General features: G+C 68.2%; 17 protein-coding genes. 4 read left to right on the forward strand and 13 right to left on the reverse strand.

All coding sequences use genetic code 11. The features are described from left to right. The first annotated feature begins 203 nt into the window (after positions 1–203). Positions 204–1,628, forward strand: a complete 1,425-nt coding sequence (glnA, locus tag EV382_RS17205; protein ID WP_130403181.1) for a type I glutamate--ammonia ligase — start codon at positions 204–206, stop codon at positions 1,626–1,628. Positions 1,629–1,709: 81 nt separating this feature from the next. On the opposite strand, the gene EV382_RS17210 is transcribed toward glnA, so the two are convergent. The 10 genes from EV382_RS17210 to EV382_RS17255 form a co-directional block, all read right to left on the reverse strand. Further along, a complete protein-coding gene (locus tag EV382_RS17210) occupies positions 1,710–2,915 on the reverse strand; it encodes a tyrosine-type recombinase/integrase (RefSeq protein ID WP_130403183.1) in 1,206 nt (401 codons plus the stop codon). Between the two features lie 3 nt (positions 2,916–2,918). Continuing rightward, positions 2,919–3,116 carry a helix-turn-helix domain-containing protein gene (locus tag EV382_RS17215; protein ID WP_130403185.1) on the reverse strand — a complete coding sequence of 66 codons (198 nt, stop codon included), beginning with the start codon at positions 3,114–3,116 and terminating at the stop codon, positions 2,919–2,921. Between the two features lie 82 nt (positions 3,117–3,198). Further along, positions 3,199–4,767, reverse strand: a complete 1,569-nt coding sequence (locus tag EV382_RS17220) for a replication initiator (RefSeq protein WP_165435809.1) — start codon at positions 4,765–4,767, stop codon at positions 3,199–3,201. Further along, positions 4,764–5,822, reverse strand: a complete 1,059-nt coding sequence (locus tag EV382_RS17225; protein WP_130403187.1) for a hypothetical protein — start codon at positions 5,820–5,822, stop codon at positions 4,764–4,766. The genes EV382_RS17220 and EV382_RS17225 overlap by 4 nt, the downstream gene beginning before the upstream one ends. Continuing rightward, on the reverse strand, positions 5,819–6,499 hold the full coding sequence (locus tag EV382_RS33980; RefSeq protein ID WP_425271905.1) for a hypothetical protein: 681 nt from the start codon (positions 6,497–6,499) through the stop codon (positions 5,819–5,821). The genes EV382_RS17225 and EV382_RS33980 overlap by 4 nt, the downstream gene beginning before the upstream one ends. Continuing rightward, positions 6,496–6,912, reverse strand: coding sequence for a DUF6197 family protein (locus EV382_RS17235; protein WP_130403189.1), 417 nt, complete (start codon positions 6,910–6,912; stop codon positions 6,496–6,498). The genes EV382_RS33980 and EV382_RS17235 overlap by 4 nt, the downstream gene beginning before the upstream one ends. 91 nt (positions 6,913–7,003) lie before the next feature. Beyond that, complete coding sequence (locus EV382_RS17240; protein ID WP_244236730.1) at positions 7,004–7,336, reverse strand: hypothetical protein; 333 nt, start codon at positions 7,334–7,336, stop codon at positions 7,004–7,006. Next, the gene (locus EV382_RS17245; protein ID WP_244236731.1) at positions 7,333–8,169 is read right to left on the reverse strand and encodes an FtsK/SpoIIIE domain-containing protein; all 837 of its coding nucleotides are present in this window, start codon (positions 8,167–8,169) and stop codon (positions 7,333–7,335) included. Before EV382_RS17245 ends, EV382_RS17240 begins: the two co-directional genes overlap by 4 nt. Positions 8,170–8,182: 13 nt before the next feature. After that, complete coding sequence (locus EV382_RS17250; RefSeq protein ID WP_208758629.1) at positions 8,183–8,647, reverse strand: single-stranded DNA-binding protein; 465 nt, start codon at positions 8,645–8,647, stop codon at positions 8,183–8,185. Between the two features lie 67 nt (positions 8,648–8,714). Then, entirely contained in the window at positions 8,715–9,563 is an 849-nt protein-coding gene (locus EV382_RS17255) for a hypothetical protein (RefSeq protein WP_130403193.1), read from the reverse strand. A gap of 221 nt (positions 9,564–9,784) precedes the next feature. On the opposite strand from EV382_RS17255, the gene EV382_RS17260 reads away from it, so the two are divergent. After that, complete coding sequence (locus EV382_RS17260) at positions 9,785–11,038, forward strand: NsdA family TPR-like regulatory protein (protein ID WP_244236732.1); 1,254 nt, start codon at positions 9,785–9,787, stop codon at positions 11,036–11,038. Here the strand turns inward: EV382_RS17260 and EV382_RS34080 are convergent. Beyond that, the gene (locus EV382_RS34080; protein ID WP_482805589.1) at positions 11,035–11,298 is read right to left on the reverse strand and encodes a helix-turn-helix transcriptional regulator; all 264 of its coding nucleotides are present in this window, start codon (positions 11,296–11,298) and stop codon (positions 11,035–11,037) included. The genes EV382_RS17260 and EV382_RS34080 overlap by 4 nt on opposite strands. Positions 11,299–11,562: 264 nt before the next feature. On the opposite strand from EV382_RS34080, the gene EV382_RS17265 reads away from it, so the two are divergent. Beyond that, positions 11,563–13,680, forward strand: a complete 2,118-nt coding sequence (locus EV382_RS17265; RefSeq protein ID WP_130403195.1) for a site-specific DNA-methyltransferase — start codon at positions 11,563–11,565, stop codon at positions 13,678–13,680. A gap of 7 nt (positions 13,681–13,687) precedes the next feature. Continuing rightward, complete coding sequence (locus EV382_RS17270) at positions 13,688–16,282, forward strand: DEAD/DEAH box helicase (protein WP_130403197.1); 2,595 nt, start codon at positions 13,688–13,690, stop codon at positions 16,280–16,282. A gap of 1,091 nt (positions 16,283–17,373) precedes the next feature. Here the strand turns inward: EV382_RS17270 and mptB (EV382_RS17280) are convergent. Both mptB (EV382_RS17280) and mptB (EV382_RS17285) read right to left on the reverse strand, forming a co-directional pair. After that, positions 17,374–18,807 (reverse strand): polyprenol phosphomannose-dependent alpha 1,6 mannosyltransferase MptB, encoded by a 1,434-nt coding sequence (mptB, locus tag EV382_RS17280; RefSeq protein WP_244236733.1) that lies wholly within the window; start codon positions 18,805–18,807, stop codon positions 17,374–17,376. A 14-nt stretch (positions 18,808–18,821) separates the two neighbouring features. Next, complete coding sequence (gene mptB / locus EV382_RS17285) at positions 18,822–20,222, reverse strand: polyprenol phosphomannose-dependent alpha 1,6 mannosyltransferase MptB (protein ID WP_208758436.1); 1,401 nt, start codon at positions 20,220–20,222, stop codon at positions 18,822–18,824. Between the last annotated feature and the right edge of the window lie 6 nt (positions 20,223–20,228).

Below are 20,228 nucleotides of genomic sequence, written 5' to 3' on the forward strand. Positions count from 1 at the left end.
CGATTCAGGCCAAAGGCATCAGATGTCATTACACTGGCACAGTCGGTACGACGTTCCTGGCGGGTCGGAGGCGCGGACAGGGGCGTCGCTGGCTCACCACGAGGGACGTAACACGGCAGAAACAACGGAGACACGGCCGGGCAACCCCCCGGCCCTAGCGTCGCCAGAAGCCTAGCCACCCCGTGGACGTGCCAGGAGGATGTGTGTTCGCCAATCCCGAGGAACTGCTGCGATACCTCAAGAACGAGGACGTGAAGTTCGTCGACGTTCGTTTCTGTGACCTGCCCGGCGTGATGCAGCACTTCAACCTGCCGGTCGAGTCCGTCAACGACGACCTCTTCACCGACGGCCTCGCGTTCGACGGCTCGTCGATCCGCGGTTTCCAGGCGATCCACGAGTCGGACATGCTCCTGCTCCCGGACGTCGCCACCGCGTTCATCGACCCCTTCCGCGCGCAGAAGACTCTCGCGCTCAACTTCTTCATCCACGATCCGTTCACCCGCGAGGCCTACACCCGCGACCCGCGCAACGTCGCGAAGAAGGCCGAGGCGTACCTGGCGGCGAGCGGCATCGCCGACACCGCCTACTTCGGCGCCGAGGCGGAGTTCTACATCTTCGACTCGATCCGCCACGAGACCTCGGCGCACCAGTCGTTCTACTACATCGACTCGGTCGAGGGCGCGTGGAACACCGGCCGCGAAGAGCCGGGCGGCAACCGCGGCTACAAGACCGCGTACAAGGGTGGCTACTTCCCGGTGCCGCCGGTCGACCACTACGCCGACCTGCGTGACTCGATCGTGCGTCGCCTCGTCGACACCGGTTTCACCGTGGAGCGTTCGCACCACGAGGTGGGCACCGCCGGCCAGTCCGAGATCAACTACAAGTTCTCGACGCTGCTGCACGCCGGTGACCAGCTCCAGCTCTTCAAGTACATCGTGAAGAACGAGGCCTGGGCCAACGGCAAGACCGCGACGTTCATGCCCAAGCCGCTCTTCGGCGACAACGGCTCCGGCATGCACACCCACCAGAGCCTCTGGCTCAACGGTGAGCCGCTGTTCTACGACGAGACCGGCTACGCGGGCCTGTCCGACACGGCCCGCTGGTACATCGGTGGTCTGCTGCACCACGCGCCGTCGCTGCTGGCCTTCACCAACCCGACGGTCAACTCGTACCGCCGCCTGGTGCCGGGCTTCGAGGCGCCGGTCAACCTGGTCTACTCGCAGCGCAACCGGTCCGCCTGCACCCGCATCCCGGTGACCGGCGCGAACCCGAAGGCCAAGCGCGTCGAGTTCCGCGTCCCGGACCCGTCGGCCAACGTCTACCTGGCCTTCTCGGCCATGATGATGGCCGGCCTGGACGGCATCAAGAGCAAGATCGAGCCGCCGACGCCGATCGACAAGGACCTCTACGACCTCCCGCCGGAGGAGTGGGGCGACGTCAAGCAGGTGCCGGGCTCGCTGCCGGCCGTGCTCGACTCGCTGGAGGCCGACCACGACTACCTGCTCGACGGTGGCGTCTTCACCCCGGACCTGATCTCCACCTGGATCGACTGGAAGCGCGCCAACGAGGTCGACCCGGTGCGCCTGCGCCCGACCCCGCACGAGTTCGCCATGTACTACGACTGCTGAGCCTGATCAAGGCTCTGACCTGCACCAACAGGATCACTACTGATCTTGGGTACAGGTTGGGTACAACCTCACGGACGGCGGTCATGCTCGGCTCACAGCCGGCATGGCCGCCGTTCCGCGTTGACCGAGCGCGCCGTCGATGAGCAGCCGGGTCCGGTCGAGCACGTCCGGCCACTCGTGGACGTAGGTGTTGAGCGTGACGGTCGGCGTGCTGTGCCCAAGCGCGAGCTGGACCGTCTTCACCGATGCGCCCGCGTGGATCAGCACCGTCGCGTAGTAGTGCCGCAGTCCGTGTATCCCCCACCGCGCCGGCAGGCCGACCGCTTCCCGAGCATTCGCCCACGTTCGGGAGAAGGTCGCCGCGTTGACCGGCTCGCCACTGACACCCCGGAACAGCAGGTGTGCGGCCCGGCGGACCGGCCGACGGCGGTCCGTATCGTCGTCGACTTCGACCGCGCCGCACCTGTCGGCCAGGTGCTGACGCAGTGCCACCGACACGACATCGGGTAGCTCGACGGTGCGGGCGCTGGTGCTCGTCTTGACCGGACCGAGGAACGGCTGACGACCCTTGAGCACCTTGAGTTGGCGGCGGACGCGCACCTCCCGTGCGTCGAAGTCGATGTCGTCCACCTCCAGGCCCAGGATCTCGCCCATGCGCAGGCCGCAACCGGCCGCGAGGTAGACCGTGGCGGCCAGCCGGGCCGGCAGCAGATGCGCCAGGTCGTGCACCTGCTGCGCCGTGGGAAGGACCCTGCTCCCCCGGCTGATCGGCGGAAGCCGGATGCCCTTGTCGCACGGGCTGGCCGAGATCAGCCGGTCCCGGACGGCCATGGCGAACATCGAACTGAGGTAGGTGTAGACCACCCGGAGCGTGGTAGGAGCGAGGACCGTCGACCGGTCCCGTACCCATCCCTGGATGTGGCTCGGGCGGACATCCTTGATCTGCTGCGCGCCCAGCCCCGGCAGCACGTGGAGCCGGACAGCGTGCTCCACTCGGACCGTTGTGCTGTCGGTGTGGAGCTGGGCGTCCCGCCACAGCGAGGCGAGGGCCGCGACGGTGATGCGGCCCGCCCGGTCATCGATGTACTGGCCCCGGCTCAGGTCGGCGCGCACGTTGGCGTCGTGGCGGTCGGCATCCACCTTCCGCTCGAACATCTGCGTACGCGTCTCGCCGAGGTTGTCCGTCCAGCGGACCCGCCACCGCTTGCCCCGCCCGTGCCGTTTCGACGGCAGCCGCGAGCCGTCAGCCGCCCGCCCGTTCAGGTACCACAGGTCATCGACAGGCATGTCCTACGCCGCCTGCTCCGCGACCCAGGACCGCACGTCCTGCGGGTCGTACCTCAGGTGCCGTCCGACCTTGGCCGCCGGTGGCCCGAAACGGCGATGCCGCCACTGGTACAGCGTGCCGACGGGAACGCCAAGGAAGGCCGAGACATCCTCCACCGTCCACAGCCGGTCGACAGCGCTTGGCTGCCTCTGTGTGCTCATCGGTCCGTGCTCCATTCCACGAGTGCGACGGCCGACGGTCGGCCGATTCGGTGTCAAGGTGGGCTTGACGCTGGATCGCGCGTCAGGCGACGAGGGTCTGTAGGTACTCGCGTGCCGCGTCCTGGTGCTCTCGGGCCATTGCGGCGGAGGCGTTGGCGAGCATCGCGTCAGCGGTGGTGTGCCAGCCGGCGCCCACGAATTGCAGGAAGTTGACCACCAGCGTCGTCGGCTCGGTGCCGGCCGCGGCTTGCTGTGGTCCGCTGCTCTGGGCACGGCGGAACACGATGCGTTGGTTGCGCAGTAGGGCGAAGGTGATCGAGTAGCGGCGGGACTTAGTGAGGAAGTGGCCGCCGAAGCCGAGCATGTGCGCCCAGCGGCGCAGCCGCCGCCAGTCGCGCGGCGTGCCGAGCATCCAGCACGCGTCGACCAGGCGTTCGGTGTGGGTGCCTACCGGGTCGGCGTAGATGTCGATGGTGTCGCCGGTGAGCCGGTTGGAGGCGTGGCCGGTCACCTCGGTTGACTTGGTCGCGTACTTGGCCAGGTACGCGGCCACCTGGGCGTCGGTCACCTCACCCCGCCCGGCCACGGTGATCACCTTGGTCAGCACCTGCTCGCCCCAGGCGATCGGCCAGCCGCCGGGGTGGGCGGGGTGATCGGCGGTGGTGAAGCCGACGGTGGCGGCGGCGTGGTCGACGGCGGCCACCAGATCGGCCGCGTCGAGCTGCGGCGGGGCCGGCACGATGGCGTCCGGGTCGCCCGCGTCGCGGCCGTCGAGGCGGATGATGGCGTGGAAGTGCACGACGCCGCGTCGTTGCATCTCGGCGGCCTTGCCGAACGACAGCCGCACCGGGGAAACCCACCGGGTCTTACCGGTACGCGGTGAGGTCACGGGGATGTCGGGGATGCCGCGTGCGGTGGCCAGCCGGTGCATGTAGCGGTTGATCGCGATGGTGGTGCGCCGCCACAGCTCCCCGGCGGACAAGTTCCAGACCGCTTGGGCGTCGTGGTCGTAGCAGTCCAGGCACAGCGGCGTGCCCAACCGGGCGTCCGTCTCCTCGTGGCGGGCGAAGCAGACCAGCCGCACCCCGTGCACGCACACGGTCGACTCCCGGCGGGCGTGGCACGGCTCGGGCCGGCAGTCGCACGAGCTGCGGCGGGTGCAGGTGTGCCGCTTGACGTAGCGGGTGTGCACCTCGCCGAAGGACGGGGCGGTGAAGGTGGGGAACACCGCCGGGTGGTGGGCGACCTGCTCCGGTACGCCCTTGCCGCCGACGAGGCCGGCGCGCACGACCTGGTAGGCGTCGCGTTGGTAGAGCTTGGAGCAGGTCGGGCAGACGGCGGCGCGGCGGTTGCCGCACGGCTTGTAGATGACGCCGTCGGGCATGTCGGCCGTTGACCGCTCTGACAGGAGGCGGCCTGTGGCGGCCTCGACGGTGGCCATGGTGCCGACCAGGCGGATCGGGCGGGTGCAGCCGGCGGCCGGGCGGACGTGGCGCAGCCATTCGGCGAGGTCGGGTTGGGTGAGCCGGGCGGCGGCTTGGAGCCGGATGTCGGAGGAGGTGGCGTACCAGGGTGGGGCGGTCGGCTCGGCGCACGGGGCCGTACCCGAAGCGGAAGCTTCGGGTACGACGGTCAGCGTCGAGACGGTCAACGGGTCGCCTTCACGGGGCGTCCGTTGGCGGGCTGGACGGGTCGGTTGCTGGTGTTGGGGTCGAGGTCCAGGACCGCGAGGGCTTGCGTGGCCTCATCCGAGGTCACCTTGAGGCGGACGGCCAGTTGGCCCGGGGTGATCGGCGTGCCGTGCTCGGTGCGGTACTGCTTCGCGACGCGGGTCGCTCGGGCGAGCAGGTCCGGGGCCACGATCGGCGGCGGAAGTTGGGCAGCGTCAGACGCGGTGACAGGAGTGTCGGTGGTGGACGGTGCCAACGTCGGTGCCGGGGTGGCATCGGGCTTGCTCGGACGGGGACGGGCGGGGCGGGCAGTCGCATCGGGCCGGGGCGTCGCCGGTTCCGGGGCCGGGGCCGGTCGCGGTGCGGTGACCCGGGTGGCGACCTGGGCCGGCGTCGGGATCTCGTGCTGAGCCGGCGTCGGTGCCGGTTCGGCGGGTTCGATAGCGGGAACGATGGGCAGCTCGGGCCGGACCGGCGTCAGTGCCGGGACGGCGGGAACGGTGACGGTTGAGGTGGGCGTCTCGGCGGGTGCCGGGGACGTTGGTGCGATGCCAGTGGCAGCGGTCAGGGTTCGGCCGCTTTCCCGGCGGATCAGGGCGCGCATGTGCACGGCCAGGCCGGCGACGGCCGGCGGCAGTGCGCCGACGATCGCGGCCATCGCCACGCGCCAGGTTTCGTTCGTGTTGGCGTTGGTTTGCAGCAGGTGGTACGCCGATTGGGCGGCGATGCCGATGCCGGCAGCACCGTAGGTGTTCTTCTTGGCGAACGCGGCGACCCGTGCGGGCACGGGAGCCATCCACAGCACCAGGGCGACGACCACGTAGCCGTCGACCGCGATGGGCATCAGCCAGGCCAGGGCGAGGCTGACCGAGGTGCCGGGGACTGTGATGCGGGCGGTGAAGCCGGCGAGTTCGGCAAGCGCGATCCAGGTGGAGGCGGACAGGCCGAACGACGCGGCCAGCACCGCCCACGAGGCGATCGACGCCAACCGGGGCTCACCGGCCGCCGGTCGAAGGTTGGTCGGGTTGGTGGTCATGCCGTGGCCCTCCCGTTAGTGAGGCCGAACAAGGTCGGTTCCTCGGCGGGAGGCAGCGGCGTGGGTTGGGCCGCCCTGCGGGTGGCCGTCCGGTTGGTCCGGGCGGTCTTGAGGTTGTGCAGGTCGGCGAGCTGGTCAGGCGTCAGCACGTTGAGCGCCTGCGTGTCCTCGCCGCGCCGCCGGTACAGCAGCGGGCGAACCGTGGCGTTGGTCGGGCAGTCCGTCACCCCGTCGGGGTAGCGGAAGCCGCAGCCCGGACACAGTGATCGTGCCGGGCTACCGGGGTGGTGATCGGCGAACACCTGGGCGAGGGTCGCCACCGTGACGCCGAGGCCGGCGCGGATGAGCCGCTCGTCCAGGGCGATCCGGTCGGCGCGGTCGCCGTAGCGCATCTGCACCGCCTGCCGGGACACGCCCAGCCGGTCGGCGATCTCCGCCCAGGAGTACCGGTACGGAGGCTGACGCAGGCCGGTGACAGCGAGCCGGGTCATGGCGTCCACGTCGGTGGACAGCACCGCGAGCGACCGCAGTGCCTCGATGTCGCCGGCAGCGACCCGACGGGCGTACGCCCGCAGGATGCGCCGTACGAACGCGTCGAACTCGGTGGTTTCCACCGACCGCTTGGCGCGCGTGGTGCGGGTGCGCGTCAAGCCGGGCTTGACGGTGTTCTTGTTCATGCCGCACCACCGTTGGTGCGGTCCCAGGCGTCGGCAGCCGCGTTGAGAACGGCGATGACAGCGTCGGCGGTCTGGCCCTTGGCGTCGTTGAAGTCGTAGGCGTTGTCGAGCCCGTCGTGGTACTGGCCGTTGGAGAACCGGCAGGCCAAGTACCAGTCCAGGTAGGTCAACGCCGCCTCGAAATCGGCGAACTCCGGGGCGTCGAACATCTGCGCCGGGGCGTCGACAGGTCCGCCGTAGCAGACCATGCCGACCGCGCCGACCGTGCAGGCCGGGGGCGTGAACGACCCCGACGTGGCGTCGTAGTAGGCGCCCTGCGTCCAGCCGTGGCGGGACAGGTACAGGGCGGCGTCCCGCAGCGTGCGGGCCGGGGTGGTCACCTGCTCGGCGACCGTGTTTTGGGTAGCGTGCATCGCGGCAGCTCCTCTCTGGGCTGTTGATGGGGCGGGTCGGCGGCGTCCGGGGTGCTTTCCTAGGGCTGATCCCGGTGCTGCCGGCCCGTTCTTATGGCGTTCGGCGCTGAGGGCGGACCATCCGCCGCAGGGCCGCGTCGAACTCGGTGACGATCCGCATCAGGTGCGCCCGGGCGTTCGTGTCGCCCGGTGCGAGGCTGACGCGGGTGCGGATCTCGGCGTGCTGACGGCCGTCGGCGGCCAGCACCCGGGTCAGAACCACCACACCGCGACCGGGAACCCGCAGGGTCACCGGCTGTGCCCGGTGCTCGCCCAGGCCGCAGGCGTGCCCTCGGGCGCACCAGTCCGGGTGCAACAGGCGGTCATCGGTAGCGGTCGGCCAGGTTGGCGACGTGGCTGACCGGGGTCGGATACGGATACTCATGCCGCACGCTCCCCACGGTTGGCCCGCATGCGGGCGGCGTGGATGGCGATGCGAGCGCAGGCCGCGTCATCGAGGTACGCGGCTTTGATCAGTTGCGGGGTGCCGCCCTCGGCGATGAGCAAGCCCACCCCGGGGTTGGTCGGGCTGATCGTGTTCGACGACCAGCCACGGTCCGCCCATCCGTGCCCCAGGACGATGTCCGAGGACACGTTGGTGGTGCACCGGAACGCGCACCGCCAGGCGAACAGGTCCCGCAGGCTCGTCGGGATGATGTCGGACGAGGGGCGTTGCGTCGCCGCCACGACGATGATGCCGACAGCCCTACCTCGGGCTACCAGGTCCCGCAGCAGACCCGCGAAGTCCTCCCGGGTCTTCTTGTCCCCGACGGTGGCCGAGAAGTAGGCGATCTCATCAAGGGCGACGAGGATCGGGCTGAACACGTCATCGCGTTGGGTCTTCCGGCGGCCCGCCACTTCCAGGTAGGCGTACCGGTTGTCCATCACAATCTGCATCCGTCGCAGCGTGGCCAGGGCATGCGTGATGTCCGGGCCGACGAACACGTCGGCGCAGCTCTTCCACTGACCCAACTCGACCTGCTTGCCATCGAGCAGGCACAGCCGGCAGTCGGGCGAGAGAGCGGCGTGAGCCACGATCAGGTTGAGCAGGGTCGACTTACCGCCGCCCGGTTCCCCGCCGATCAACAGGTTGCGGTAGATCAGCGGGACCCGCACCGGGTGGCCGAACTCGTCCACCCCGACATGCACCGGGTCGAAGATCGACACGGGCTCGGCGGGCATGCCACCCGGTACGGCGGAGGCGGTCAGCGTCGACATCAGCGACCTCCGCTCAGGCCGCCGACGCCGGTGCGGCGGTCGACCACGGGTCGTCCGCCGGCGTCTCCGGAGTGAACCCGTCCCCGTTGCGGGTGCGGGTCATCTTCTTCACCGACGCGGTGGCGAACCGCAGCGACGGGCCGACCTCGTCGACGTCCAGGCCGTACGCAGAGCGCTTCTCGCCCTCCTCGTTCTCCCACCGCGACAGCCGCAGCCGACCGGCCACCACCACGCGGGTGCCCTTGGCCAGGGACTCGGCGATGTGCTCGGCCAGGTCCCGCCACGCGGTGCAGGTCAGGAACAACGGGTCACCATCGCGGTACTCACCCGAGGCCCGGTCGAACACCCGAGGCGTGGACGCCACGGTGAACTTCACCAGCGCCACCCCGGCCGGGGTGAACCGCAGTTCCGGGTCGGCGGTCAGGTTGCCGACCACCGTCACGGTCGTGTCGTTTGCCATTGCGATCTCCTTCGAGATTGTTGGAGGTGAACCGCCCTGTTGGCGGTCACCGCACACACCCCGGTCAGGGCGTGTGAGTCTTGGTTCAGCGGCGCGGGTTGCGCTGCTCCGGTGCCGGCTCCGGCACGTCGAGCAGGTCCAGGCCCAGCGGCGGCATAGCCGGTGACACCGGGGCGTCCTCGTCGCGCATCCACGCCACCCAGGCCGACAGCGGCGACGCCACCAGGCCGGTCAGCGGGTCACGACGGGTGATGTCCACCCGCACCAATGCGGCATGCCGGGCCGACGCGCGGACCATCCGCGCCTCCCCCGCCCAGCAGGCCACCGCGAGCTTGTCCGCCTTGCCGTCCAGATCCGTCAGGTCCAGGCCCGGCCGCAGCCACACCCACACCCGCTCACCGGCCGGCGTCGGCCGCGCCCACAAGATCAGCGGCAACCGACCCGGGTGCAGCCGCGACGCAGAGCGGATGAACTCCGCGAAGCACAGCCGCAGCCGGTGCCGCACCACCACGCACCACACCCACGCCGACACCCGCCGACGGACCCGGCCGACGCCGAAAACCACGCCCAGCACCAGGACCAGGAGCACCAGCGGCACCGCCGGATGCGTCGCCCGAGACAGGTACGCCATGCCCACGAACACCGTGACCGCAGCGACTATCTCCAACGCCCACCACCACAGCACCCGCAGCGCCGGCCACACCCGGACCACGCACGCGACCACCAGGCCGCACACGCCGCCGGACAACAAACCGACCACCACCGCGAGCACCAGCGGCAGTGCCACCGACGCGGTAGCGGCCACCACCAGAGCGACCGACGCCGCCACGACGAGGAACGCCACCCGAGCCTTCTGCGCGTACGACCGCGACACCGGCGTCTCCACCAGCGTCACCGCGCCCACCGGGCGCTCCCCGAACATCCTTCCGGCCATGCTTCGACTCCCCTCGGTGGTCCGAATTACTAACCGAGTTAGTAATCTGGACGCTACGACACCGCGCCGTTGATCGCCAGCCCAGCGGGCAAGTGATCTTCGAGCAACGGAACTTGCAGATATGACGATCGCTCAGCTACTCAGCCAACGACAGGTGTCACTGCGGGGTCAGGCCGCTGTCCCCTTCCCTGTCACCCCCCTAGCGGGGCCATACTGGGCTCATGGGAGACACGGGCAGCGCGGGCGAGAGCCGGCCTCTGTGGGCTCGGCGCATCCGAAACGAACGGGCCGCCCGAGGGTGGTCGCAAGCCGAGGCGGTTGAAGCCCTCCGGGCGCACGCCTCGTCCGAGCTGCCGTCGAACGGCAGCCTGCTCCGCAACTGGAAGCGCTGGGAGGCGGGTAACGCCGAGCCGGACGACTTCTACAAGGGCCTCATCGCGGCTACGTTCGGCACGGTCACCGCTGCCTTCTTCCCACGTGGCCGCGATGACGTCGACAAGACCCTGATGGCCGGCACCGGCCTAGACACCCTCGAAATCGTGACCCGCATGCGCGCGTCGGACGTATCCCAAGCGACCCTCGAAGGGCTGAGGATCACCGCCGACAGGCTGTGCAGCGAGTACCCCTACGCCGACTCGGCCGACCTACGCGTCGAGGGACATGCGTGGCTTCGACGCATGACGGCCCTGCTCGACGCTCGCCTCACGCTCGCCCAGCACCGGGAGCTGCTGACCCTGGCGGGAACAGTGGCCCTCCTGGTGGGTTGCGTCGAGTACGACATGGGTCGGCGCACCGAAGCCGAGGCGACCCGCAAAGCTGCGTTGCAGCTCGGGGAAGAATCCGGGGACATGAACGTCGTCGGCTGGGCGCAGGAGATGCGGGCGTGGTACGCGCTGACCGCAGGTGACTTTCGCGGCGTGGTTGCCGCCGCCGAAGCAGGCGAGGCAGCCGCGCCGCACCAGAGCGTGGCAGTTCAACTGGCCGCTCAACGTGCGAAGGCGTGGGCGCGAATGGGAGACCGGCGTCAAGTTGAGCTTGCTCTGGACCAGGGCCGCCGCATCCTTGAAGGGCTGCCTTACCCCGAGAACCTGGATCACCATTTCGTGGTCGACCCGGCCAAGTTCGACTTCTACGCGATGGACTGCTACCGGATCGTCGGGGAGAACGGGCTCGCCGAGGTCTACGCGGACGAGGTGATCCGCTCATCCACGGACAGCAGCGGCATCGTGCGCAAGCCGATGCGGGTGGCGGAAGCGCAGATCACCCTTGGTGTGGTGGCAGCACGAGCAGGCGACTTGGACCGCGCCGTCGACCTCGGCCGCCAAGCGCTCAGTGGCAACCGCCGGTCGCTGCCGTCGCTCGCCATGGTGGCCACGGACCTGTCGTCAGTGCTGGCGAAGCAATACCCGGACGCGCCAGAGACGCGGGACTTCGCGGACGAGCTGCGGGCGATCAAGGCGGCACAGACCGCCTAGCGTTCAGCTTCGTCGCCCGAGTGCGGTTGAACCTCAGCACGCGACCTGCCGCCAACACCGGGTCGCGGTCGCGCCTCATGCCAACTGACGATGTGCGCCGGCCGCCACACGTGAGTTCGCCCAAGGGTCAGATCGGGCGCAGGCATCTGCCCCCGTTTCCGGTACGTCGCCACCGTTCCGACCCGCACCCCGAGGTAGGCGGCGACATCCGAGGTCGTCCACCACTCGGCGTCCGGATCAGGGTTCGTCACGTCCGCCATTCTGCCTGCGTTGGCCGATCAACGCACCTACGCACCGGAACCAGTACTTTGCGCGCTCGCCGCCGTAGTGGTTGCCGCGACGACGACGTGAGGGCTTCCGAGGCCCAAGGGACCTGCTCCGGTCAAGCAACGTAGGTACGTCGGGCCGTTCCCCAAAGCTGACCGCCCGGCCGTACGCTCGGTTCCCTAAGCCGGACCGGCTCCATAGACTCTCGAGCGCTACGGGGACGAACTGGTCCCGTACGGGGAGGAGCGCGAGCGCGCATGTCACGACTGACAGATCTGATTCGGCAGGCCAAGGCAAAGGATCCGGCGCTTGGTGCAGAGCTGGAGGCTGAGTTTCACGTCTTGTCCGAGCGGCGCGTTTTCGGTCTCAACTTCGAGCGTCACCGACCCGAGGCGGTCCAGCTCCCTGCACGCCCAGTGCGCAAGGGTGACAAGGTACAAGTACTGGCACCCCGTGGCACGACGACGCGTGGCGATCACCACCTCTGGCGGGTTACCAGCATCGACACTGTGTGCAGCGCACGCGTCGCCCAGCTTGCGCTGATCGGTTCCGTGAACAGCGTGACCCGGGCGGCACCGATCGAGGACCTGGTGGTCGTCGCGGAGTTTCGAGATCCCATCTACCCGGGTCTCGAGTCGACTGGGCGGGTCGAGCGAGGCGGCGACAAGCCTTTCCATACGGTCATCAACGCCGAGAACTACCACGCACTTCACACGCTGCTCTACACCCACCGGGGCAAGGTCGACGCAATCTACATCGACCCGCCGTACAACTCAGGCGCAAGGGACTGGAAGTACAACAACGATTACGTCGACGGGGAAGATCTGTACCGCCACTCGAAGTGGCTCGCTTTCATGGAGCGGCGACTGCTGCTCGCCAAGGAGTTGCTGAACCCGGACGAGTCGGTGTTGATCGTGACGATCGATGAGAAAGAGTACCTGCGACTGGGATTGCTACTCGAACAGACTTTCCCTGAGGGCAATATCCAGATGGTCTCCTCCGTGATCAACCCTGCTGGGGCGGGACGCGCTGCTGAGTTCTCTCGTACGGATGAGTACATCTTTTTTGTCCGACTCGGCTCGTCGAGGGTGCTGCCAGACCAGCGCAACGAAGAGCGGCGGCCTGTCACCTGGGACACACTTCGGCGCAGTGACATCGCATCGAGGCGGGGTACCGCAAAGGGGGGTAGGTCACAATTCTTCCCGATCTACGTTGACCGATCAACTGGGTTTATCTCGGCGATTGGCGAACCGCTTCCTCATGATATGCCACGCGAGAAAGCGCCGCCAATGCCGGGCTGCGTGTCAGTCTTCCCCGTTCGTCCCGATGGAACGGAGATGAACTGGGGGCTCACTCCAGACCCCGCGCGCAAGCGCCTTGAGCAGGGGTACCTACGAGCTGGCCGCCGCACAGCGAACGCCCCGCAAGAATATGCGATCTCGTATCTAACAGGCGGAATCATCAACGACATCGAAGCGGGAAACGTCGAAGTCACGGGTCGAGCCGAGGACGGTTCAGTCATTGCGTGCTACGTCACGGGCCGGTTGGTCATGCCTACAACCGCATGGAATAAGCCGTCACACGACGCTCAGCGTTACGGAACCGAGGTCCTCAAGAGCCTGATACCCGGTCGCCGTTTCCCATTCCCGAAGGCGGTCTATGCCGTCGAAGACTGCCTTCGCCACTTCTTAGCCGATAAGCCATCCGCTCTGGTGCTCGACTTCTTTGCAGGCTCTGGAACGACAGCGCATGCGGTGTTTCGGTTGAATCGCCAGGATGGCGGTTCCAGACAATCAATTATTGTAACCAACAATGAGGTAGCGGAGAACGAGCAGGCCAACCTGCGCCAGAAAGGTCTGCGCCCCGGTGATGCCGACTGGGAAATTCATGGCATCTGCGACTACATCACTAAGCCTCGCATCAGGGCGGCAGTGACCGGTGAGACGCCTGACGGCGAGCCCGTGAAGGGTGACTACAAGTTCATCGACGAGTTCCCCATGGCCGAGGGATTCGACGAGAACGTCGAGTTCTTCACGCTCACCTACGAGACACCGTGGCGAGTTGCTCGACATCGAGCGTTTGATGCGGTCGCACCCCTGCTCTGGATGCGCGCCGGTTCACGAGGACGGCGTATCGAGAAATTGGTGGACGGTTGGGATGTGGCAGAAACCTACGGCGTGCTGGAGGACTTGGACCAAGCAGCGGCATTCCTCGCACGTATCCGAGAGACCGAGTCGGTGCGAACCGCGTTCATCGTGACCGAAGACGATCGGCGCTTTCAGATGGTCTGCGCCGAACTGCCAGGCCGAGTGGAGCCGATCCGGCTGTACGAGTCGTACCTACGCAACTTCGAAGTCAACTCGGGCAGGGAGTGAAGCCAGCATGCGGTACACGCTGAAGGACTACCAGGCCGACGCGGTCGGTGACGTGCTCACTAACCTTGCCAAGGCCCGCAATATTTACCGCGACTATGGCGACCCGTCTCAGTTCGCACTAACCGCGACAACCGGCGCGGGGAAAACCGTGATGGCCGCGGCAGCGATCGAGGCGCTCTTCTACGGCAACGACTCGCTCGACTTCGAGCCTGACCGGACCGCTGTCGTTCTCTGGTTTTCGGACGACCCCTCATTGAACGAGCAGACGCGCATTCGGCTGGAAGCGGCTTCGGAAAAGCTTGAGTCCGATACGGTCGTAATCCAACACCCGTTCAAACACCCGAAGCTTTCGGCCGGCAAGATCTACTTCCTGAACACACACAAGCTCACCAAGTCCTCTCTGCTCACTCGTGGTCACGAATCCGCGCAAGATGATAATCAGATTGAACTTGTCCGCGCCAGCTCGCTTCCTGATCGGCAGGAGTACACGATCTGGGGAACGCTCGCGAATACGATCAAGGATCCGAACCTGACCCTTTACATGGTCCTTGACGAGGCCCATCGAGGCATGGGCAATCAGTCTGCCGACAAGCCGACCATTGTCAAGCGACTGATCAACGGGCAGGGCGATGTGCCTGCCATGCCTGTTGTCTGGGGTATCTCCGCGACCGTTCAACGGTTCGAGGATGCGATGAAGGCTGCTGAGGTGTCCGCCTCTCGCATCGCCCTACCAAAGGTTCTTGTTGACCCTGAGCGAGTACAGGAATCGGGGCTACTGAAGGACGACATCGTCCTGGACATTCCGGCCGAGTCGGGAGCGTTCGACAGTGTTCTTCTGTCCCGCGCAACCCGGAAGATTGTGGAGTCGACCAAGGCTTGGGCGGCCTACGCAGAAGAGCAAAGTGATGCCGACGCCGTGATTCCGCTCATGGTGCTACAGTCCCCTAACACCCCTGCCTCGGACATGCTTGCCCGAGCACTTGACACCATCTTCGCTAATTGGCCCGACCTGCGGCCAGACTCGGTTGCCCACGTCCTTGGGGATCACTCACCGCAGCAATGGGGCATGTACCACGTGCCTTACATCGCCCCAGAGCGAGTACAAGACGCGAAGCATGTGCGGGTACTGATCGCCAAGGATGCGATCTCAACCGGTTGGGACTGCCCCCGGGCCGAGGTCCTGGTGTCCTTCCGGCCTGCGAAGGACGCAACCCACATCACCCAGCTTCTTGGGCGGATGGTGCGTACTCCTCTTGCACGCCGGATACCTGGAAGCGAGAAGCTCAACAGCGTTGAATGCATCTTGCCCTTCTTCGATCGCAGGACCGCCACGAACGTTGTGAAGATCCTGCTTGGGACGCTGGAGGAATTCCCTGAGTCCACTGGAGGTCGACGAGTCCTGATTGATCCTCAGGAGATGACCCCAAATCCCGCGATTCCTGAGGAGGTCTGGGAGGTTCTCGAGGGGCTACCATCACAGTCCCTTCCAAAGAGGGGGACCAAGCCGGTGAAGCGACTCACCGCCTTGGCACACGCGCTTGCCGCTGATGGGCTGCGACCGGAGGCAGGCAAGGAAGCGCACTCCGTGATGCACGATGTTCTGGACGGGCTTTCGGTTCGTTACAAGGACAAGTTGGCCGAGGCTGTGGCCGAGATCTGGACCGTGCGGGGAGAGACGATCACAGGTAGTGCTGGTGCAGAAGCCCCCGTCTACTCGGCATTCGCCGAGACGGCAGACGACAGGGCCATCCGGGACGCCTTCCGGGCGGCTGGACGTGTTTTGTCCCCCGACCTCGCCGGTACGTACGTCGATCATTTGGCGGGTCCCGACGATCCCGACACTGACGATGACGGGCTACGCGACGCACACGTGAAAGTTGCTGCACTGGCGCTCGTGCCCGAAGTCCGCGAGGATCTCGACCGCGAGGCCGACAAGCTGGCGGCGAAGTGGTTCGACGAGTATCGCGTGGCCGTTAAGAACCTGACCGACGAGCGGCAGGCCGTATACAACGACATTCGCGCCATGTCTATCGAGCCGCAACGACTCTCGATTACGCGCCCCAGGAGCGCCATGGTGGAGACGCAGACGCGGGACGAGGAGGGCAACGCGCGCCCCATGCCGACCCAGCCCTTGCACCTGCTTTCAGACTCGGCAGGCCAGTACCCCGTGGGGCGCCCAGTCTTCAACTCCTGGGAACTGGACGTGATCGACAAGGAGCTGGGCCGACCAGGGGTAATCGCCTGGTACCGCAACCCGCAACGGGCATCGCAGGAATCTCTGGGGGTTGCCTACAAAGACCGTAAGGGAACATGGCGGAGCATGCGGCCGGACTTCGTGTTCTTCAGTCTGACACCAAACGGAGTCAAGGCGAGCATCGTCGATCCGCACTCTGACTACCTCGGGGACGCGCTGCCAAAACTCCGCGGGCTCGCCGCCTTCGCGGCCGAGTTCGGAGACGAGTTCCACCGCATCGAAGCGATCAACAAGGTCGGCAACCAACTCAGAGTGCTGGACTTGAAGGACGAGTCGGTACGTCTAGCCGTCGATACGGCCGACAGCCCGGAGATGCTCTACGAGTCCCGCAATGCCGCCAACTACTGATGTCCGTGCGCTCCAACGGTTCCGCTTGGATCCGCTTGGATTCCGCTTGGATTCGTCGGTGAGAACTTTCCATACGTCTTCAAGGCGGCCCTGCGGGCCGCTGCGTGCCACTCGGGGCACGCCGCGCCTTGCCGCTTCGCTACCGGCGCGGCGACCCCGGCGGCACGCGAACTCCGGCAGGCACGACGAAGCCCGCGTCCACCGAGGTACAGCAGACGCGGGCTTCGGCTTGGTGCTATCAGCCCGCCGATGGCACTCTGCCGAGATGGAAGAACACCCAGGAGGCCCCCTCGCCGATTCCGAAGTGGCAACCATGTTCCGCCTGTTGGCGCGGTTTGCTGAGCACGACCTGGACCAGTGGGACAACTGGCGACTGGAGACGTCCTACGGACCGGTGTACGTCAATCTCAGCCGAGCGCTGGGACCGGGCCGGCAAGACGATGCGTTCACCCCCGTTTGGCCGCTGCCGCCACGGTTCGAGGAGGCCGGGCGGAATGATGCCTCCGGCGGGTAGGGCCTCCGGCCCTACGACCCGGAGATGGCCTCCGGCGGCCGGGGCTACTCGCCCCGGACCCTCGGCGACTCTGGGATGCCTCGGCCGCGACCGGGGACCCGTCGCGCACCAGAGGCCACCAGACCGCGCCGACCTGGTCCAGGTCGTTCGTCCAGTGGGGCGCTCCACCTGGACCAGGTCGGCGCGGCCCGGCAGGGCGGAGCCTGCGCGACGGGATGCCGCACCGGTCACCATCGGAACCGCTCGTACGTAACCCCACCCCATGATCGTTAGGTACACGAGGGGTACAGATGCCGCCTGGAAACAGTGGATAACGATGGAAGTTGATATATGGCGTACGACCTGCTCAGCCGCTTGAACGACGCCACTCCCCCAGGTCAGCCGACATGCGCGGTTAGTTCGCCATGTACTACGACTGCTGAGCAGTCGCTTTAACACCGGCCGGGCCGGCTCCGCTCATCGCGGGGCCGGCCCGGTCCGCGTTTACACCCCCACCCCCACCCCCACCCCCACCCGGCACGATGATCATGAGGTTGACCGGGGGTTCCGTCCGGATTGTCACCCGCCAACCTCATGATCAACGAGGTTGGCGGCGGGCGGCTCGCAGGAGGCGTGCTCGCAGGAGGAGGGCCACGAGCAGGGCGGTCATGGCCAGGGCGCCGGGGGCCTTGGTGAAGCGGGCCAGGTTGGTGCCGTCGGGCAGGACGAGGAAGGCTGCCGCGGCGGCGGGCAGCACGAACCAGGTCGTACCGGTGCCGGTGAGCGCGAGCAGTGCCAGCGGCCAGGTCGCGTACCAGGGGTGGAAGACCGGGGACAGGACGACGACGGCGACCAGCGCCAACGCCGCGCCGTGCAACGCCACCCGGGGCCGCTCGGGCGGGCGGACGTCGAACAGGTCGCGCAGCGTCCGCCACCAGAGCACCACCAGCACTGCGACGAGCAGCACCAGCGCGACCGCCCGGAGCACCGGCACCGCCTGCGGGTCCCGGCCGATCAGCGCGCCGGCGTAGTCGACCACGAAGCCCACGGCGGTGGGTGGTGACGTCCACTGCTCCGAGTCGCCACTGTGGGCGAGCCCGCCCACCCAGCCGAACCCGAGCCCGGACACCGCCGAGGTGACCAGCAGCGCGGCGAGTGACCCGCCGACCAACCAGCCGCCGGCACGCAGCAACGCCGGCACGGTGTACCGGCCCGGCACCCCGGCCAGTACGGCGAACGGCACCACCACCACGGCCGTGGCCTTCACTGTGACCGCCAGTCCGAGCAGCACCCCGGCCAGCAGCAACGCCGTCGGCCGGCCCGGTCGACGGACCACGACCAGCAACCCACCCAGCAGCAGGCCCAGCATCACGGCGTCGTTGTGCGCGCCGGCCACCAGGTGCACGCCGACCAGCGGGCCGGCCAGCGCCAACCAGGCCGCCCGCCGGGCCGGCACCCCGGCCGCCCGCGCCAGAGGGGGCAGGCAGAACGCGGCCAGCAGCAGCCCGGCCACGGCGATCACCCGCAGCGCCACGATCGTGCCGGTGAGCCCACCACCGAGGCCGACGGCGAGGGCCGCGAGCAGGACGAAGACCGGCCCGTACGGCGTCGGGGTGTCCCGCCAGATCGGGGCCACCGTGTCCACCCAGGGGCAGCCCGCCGCCGCCACCCCCACGGCGTACGGGTCGACGCCGTGCGCGTACGTCCAGCCCTGGCAGGCGTACGAGTAGACGTCCCGGCTGCCCAGCGGCGGCGCGACCAGCAGCGGTAGTGCCCACAGCCCGGCGGTGACGTACGCCCATCGGGTCGACGGCGCGCCCTCGCGCAGTGACCACCACGCCCCGACCAGCAGTACGGTGCCGATCAGCCAGCAGGTCAGGGTGGCCGGGCCGTGCGGGGCTCGCCAGATCGACGCGGGTGTCGCGCCGAACGGGGCGTCGGGTAGCGCCCCGCCGAGGTACCCGGCCACGGCGAGCAGGACCGCGCCGGCCAGGCCGGCGTACCGGGAGAAACGCACGCCGGGAGCGGTCACCGGCGCACCTTCCCTCAGTCGGCGGCGACCGGCTGACGGGCCGCCCGAGCCGACCGTACCAACCAGATGACCACCACGATCACCAACAGCGTCATCAGCGGCGCCCCGACCGTCTTGGTGTACCGGGGCAGCCCGGTGCCGTCGGGCAGTACCAGGAACGACGCGACCAGGGCGACCACGACGAACCATCTGGTCCGCTGGGCGGTGGCCGCGAGCACGAACAACGGCCAGGTCCAGTACCAGGGGTGTACGACGGGGGCGAGCGCGACGGTGAGGGCCAGCGCCAGGCCGGCGTAGTAGAGCGGGTCACGGGTGCGGGCGCGCCACCAGAGCCAGACGAGCAGGACGGCCAGGAGGACCACGGCGATCCCGCGGGTCGCCGGCAGCGCGTCGACGTGACCGCCGAACGGGGCCGCGAGGTACCCGATGGTCTGCCCGACGGCGGTCGGCGGTGATGTCCAGGCGATGGCGGCACCGCCCTGGGACAGCCCGCCGACCCAACCGAAGTCCAGCCCACCGGCGACGGTCACGGCGACCACGGCGGCGACCGCGCCACCGACCACCCACCCGCCGTCGCGGATCAGCGTACGGATCCGGTACGGCCCTGCGGTGGCGGCCAGCGCGGCGAACGGCACCACCACCACGGCGGTCACCTTGATCGAAACTGCGACTCCGAGGAGCAACCCGCCGACCAGCAGCATCGCGCGCCGGCCCCGGTGCGACGCCACCACGGCCAGCCCACCGACCAGCGCGGCGAGCATCAGCACGTCGTTGTGGGGGCCACCGATGAGATGCGCGGCGACCAGTGGGCAGCCCAGCGCCAGCCACACCGCCCGCTTCGCCGGCACACCGGCCCGACGGGCCAGCACCGGGAGGGCCCATGCGGTGAGGACCACGCCGAGCAGCGACAGCGCGCGGAACACCACGATGCTGGCGGTCAGCGAACCGGTGGCCTTCACCACGGCGCCCGCGATGAGCACGAACAGCGGCCCGTACGGCGCCGGGGTGTCGCGCCAGATGACCGAGACCGAGTCCAGCCAGGGGCACGGCAGCGCGGAGACGCCCTGCTCGTAGGGGCTGATGCCGCCGACGAAACTGGCGCCCTGGCAGGCGTACGCGTACACGTCCCGACTGCCGAAGGGCGGTGCGATCAGCAGCGGCAGCAACCAGAGCCCCACGGTGACCAGGGCCCACCGCGTCGAGGGTCCCCCGTCGCGCAGCGCCCACCAGGCGTACGCCATCAGGCCGGTGCCGACCACCCAGGCGGCGAGGATCAGCGGACCGTTGGGCCCCTGCCAGATGCTGACCGGGGTGCTGCGCAGGGGTCCGCTGGGGAACGCGCCGCCGAGGAACGCGGTGAGCGCGAGCAGCATCGAGCCGGCCAGGCCGGTCCAGCGCGCGAGGTGGGAAGGCACGCCGGA

Source organism: Micromonospora violae (genome assembly GCF_004217135.1).
Lineage (GTDB): Bacteria > Actinomycetota > Actinomycetes > Mycobacteriales > Micromonosporaceae > Micromonospora > Micromonospora violae.